This window comes from Microbacterium testaceum, from assembly GCF_003075375.1.
GTDB classification, from domain to species: domain Bacteria; phylum Actinomycetota; class Actinomycetes; order Actinomycetales; family Microbacteriaceae; genus Microbacterium; species Microbacterium testaceum_E.
Genome location: NZ_QDFT01000090.1, coordinates 1 through 2,880, shown reverse-complemented (window position 1 = coordinate 2,880; position 2,880 = coordinate 1). Strand labels below are relative to the sequence as shown.

The 2,880-nt window shown below is 62.0% G+C and carries 5 protein-coding genes; 2 read left to right on the top strand and 3 right to left on the bottom strand.

The window, feature by feature from the left end:
- Together DC432_RS16580 and DC432_RS15940 are read left to right on the top strand one after the other, a co-directional pair.
- On the top strand, positions 1–591 hold a 591-nt coding region (locus DC432_RS16580), incomplete at its 5' end, for a recombinase zinc beta ribbon domain-containing protein (RefSeq protein WP_165801319.1).
- Positions 592–601: 10 nt separating this feature from the next.
- Positions 602–952, top strand: coding sequence for a histone-like nucleoid-structuring protein Lsr2 (locus DC432_RS15940; protein WP_207770859.1), 351 nt, complete (start codon positions 602–604; stop codon positions 950–952).
- 341 nt (positions 953–1,293) lie between these two features.
- On the opposite strand, the gene DC432_RS16270 is transcribed toward DC432_RS15940, so the two are convergent.
- From DC432_RS16270 to DC432_RS15925, 3 genes are all read right to left on the bottom strand, one after another.
- Positions 1,294–1,461 (bottom strand): hypothetical protein, encoded by a 168-nt coding sequence (locus tag DC432_RS16270; protein WP_207770857.1) that lies wholly within the window; start codon positions 1,459–1,461, stop codon positions 1,294–1,296.
- Between the two features lie 11 nt (positions 1,462–1,472).
- Complete coding sequence (locus DC432_RS15930) at positions 1,473–2,651, bottom strand: AAA family ATPase (RefSeq protein WP_116538667.1); 1,179 nt, start codon at positions 2,649–2,651, stop codon at positions 1,473–1,475.
- On the bottom strand, positions 2,648–2,880 hold a 233-nt coding region (locus DC432_RS15925; RefSeq protein ID WP_207770855.1), incomplete at its 5' end, for a hypothetical protein. The genes DC432_RS15930 and DC432_RS15925, both read right to left, overlap by 4 nt.

The following is a 2,880-nucleotide window of genomic DNA, read 5'->3' as shown; positions in this document are numbered from 1 at the left end:
CTCAAGCACTACCTGACCGATGTTGCCGAGTGCGCCTGTGGCCAGACAATGCGCGCTCGCACGGTGAACAGCCGGGGCAAGAAGACGCTCTACTACCAGTGCCATGACGCCGGGGTGGTCAAGGATAAGACGCACACCGCCATTCATGCGGGCAAGCTAGAGGCCTATGTCGAGGCGAAGCTTTACGGCTTCATGAGCGGTAAGTGGTTCGCGCCCAAGGGTACCGGCTCCACAGTCCGTGCTCTCCGGGCCGAGGTGGCAGAGCTAGAGAGTGAGCGGGACAGCCTCACGGACGCGCTGACCATCAAGGGCGTGAACCGCGCCAAGATCACCACGGCCTTGGCCGCTGTAGATCACAAGCGCCGGAACATCGACGCCCAGCTAGAGAAGGCCCTGTCGGATGACTTCGCCGCCGAGTGGTTGGAAGACCTCATGAAGGCCGGTGAGGATAGCTACGAGAGCGCCGATGGATTCAAGAAGTGGTTCGATGCTCTAGACCCCGAAAAGCGCCGCGCATTGGTGCGGGGCAACGTCACTATCCAGGTCGGAAAGGGTCAAGGTCTGGGGCGGGTAAGCGTAGACATACGCTAGTGTCTGTCTTATGGCACGCAAGGAACGCACCGTCTACGACATCACCGATGACCTCACTGGAGAGGCGGTCGATGAGAAGGACGCTCAGGAAATCTTCTTCTCCTACGCCGGGACCGACTACAAGATCGACCTGGGTAAGGCGAACGCCAAGAAGCTGGATGACTTCCTGGCTCCCTACATCGACGCAGCTACCCGAGTGGCGGGCCGCACCGCCGCTAAGTCGGGCGGGAAGACTGAGCCGAGCAAGGAAGAGCGTAACGCCATGCGGACCTGGGCACAGGCGAACGGGTACACGGTGTCTGACCGCGGTCGGATCAGCCAGGAAATCCAGAAGGCTTACCGCGACGCCAACAATTCTTGACCTAGACAATTCGAAAAAGCCCCGGTCAGACCCCCGTAGCGGTCTGGCCGGGGTTTCTGTTTGTCTGGGTACACGGAAGGCCCATGACAGAGGGTGCCATGGGCCTTCCGGACCAACTCCATAGTGTTACGGAAGCGGGGGTTCTTCGCCGCACACGTCCAGAATCTCGGCGGCTAGTTCCTCCGGGGTGACCTCTTCTTTCAAGGCCGTGTGATGATCCTCGATAGCCCATCCGCAGACGGTCCACGCCGCATGTACCTTGCTTGCGTCAGGCTCCGGGGTATAGGACCGGCACCCGGTCAAGAGGACCAGGGACATAGCCACCAGGGCCACCATGCGCTTCATTCGGGAACCTTAACATCAGCGTGGACCTCGCGGTACCGCGCAAGCTTCTTCGTGAGCCAGGACGGCTGGACGCCTAGCTGGGCCTCCACCGCCTGGATACGTTCCTCTAGCTCTGCCTGATAGATGCGGTGAGCTTCGATGAAGTCAGCCGTGATCTTCTGCATTTGTTCGGGGGTCACGCCAGCACCGCCTCAGCCTGAGTCGAGAGCGAGTACACCGGGCGGGTCTTACTGTCCGACTTCGTGATGAGTTCGTCACGTAGCCAGTGCTCCACCTCACGGCCCAGGCGCTTACCTTCTCCGGTACGCATGTCGCCTTCGATGCCGCACGCATCGCGTAGCTGGCTGGCCGACTGGGGGCCGGTCTGGAGGGCCTTGAGGCACTTTTCCCAGTAGGGCGACATCGGGCGCTTGCCGCCGTTGTTCACCACGATTGCGGACTTGCCGACCGACTGGAGCGCGAAGCCGTGCCACGCGAACGCCGCGCCGTCCTTCTGCTTGCCGCCGTCATCGTTCTGGGTGCTCAGGCTGAATCCATCCTCACCCTTCTCACCCACCGGGATAGCCATAATCACGGTGTCTGAGTTGTCGCGCTTCGAGGTAGCTCCACGGACCTTTCCACCGTTTACCGGCGTGTGGTCGAGCACCAGAACCGTGGTGCCCTCGCGAGCGTCACGGATGGACTTGATAGCGCGGAAGGTCAGCGCCACCTCCGCGTTGTTGTTCTCATTGTCCAGGTAGGCAAGCTGGCTCAGGGTGTCCAGGATGACCAGCGAGTAGTCACCGTCCGCCACCATGGTTGCCAGTGTCTCGACGGACACCGGGTCCTTGAGGTTCACGCCCTGGGTCACGTAGGCGATGCCGTCAGCGGGCACCTGGAGCGTGGGGTGTGCCTCATCCCAGGCGCGGGTACGGTCACCGAACGCGGCGGCACCTTCACCCACGACATACAGCGTCTTGCCCTGCTGAGTCTTCTTGCCGAAGAACGGACCACCCGACGCCATAGCGCGTGCGATGCCCAGCGCCAGGAAGGACTTACCCAGGCCTCCAGGCCCAGCCAACATGCAGATGGTGGACTCCTGGATCAGCCCCTCTACGAGCCACTGAGGGCTAGGGAGGTTCTGGATATCGTTCTCCGACATCACCACGAACGGCAGGACCTCACGGCGCGCAGTCTCCACGGCCTCACGAGCCTTGGCGCGGCGCACCTCCGAGCCGACCGCCTCAATCATCTTGCCGACCGGATGTGACTCCTGGTCCTTCGGGTCCAGTGCCATGAACGCGGCCATGTCCACTGTGTCGAGCTTGACATCGATTGTCTGGGCGAGGTCGGCCCAGTTGTAGAGGGCGCTCACTTGGCCACCTCCACACGGGTGTTGTAGCTCATGCCCGTAAGGATGGTGTGACCGCCCAGGGTCACGCCCTGAGGGCCGGTCCAGGTGTCCAGGTATTCGTCATAGACGAACAGTGCCCCATCGATCAGGAGGCGCTTCTGGAGGCCGTAGACCGGGTGGTACTTCGATGCTCGTTCCATTGCTTCTGCCAGCGGGTCTCCCACCCGCGCGGCTAGGTGCTCTGGTGAGT

Bases quoted from the DNA above. Each gene is read 5' to 3' on its own strand.
- DC432_RS16270 (WP_207770857.1), bottom strand. From the start codon at position 1,461: ATGCAGAAGATCACGGCTGACTTCATCGAAGCTCACCGCATCTATCAG.
- DC432_RS15940 (WP_207770859.1), top strand. From the start codon at position 602: ATGGCACGCAAGGAACGCACCGTCTACGACATCACCGATGACCTCACT.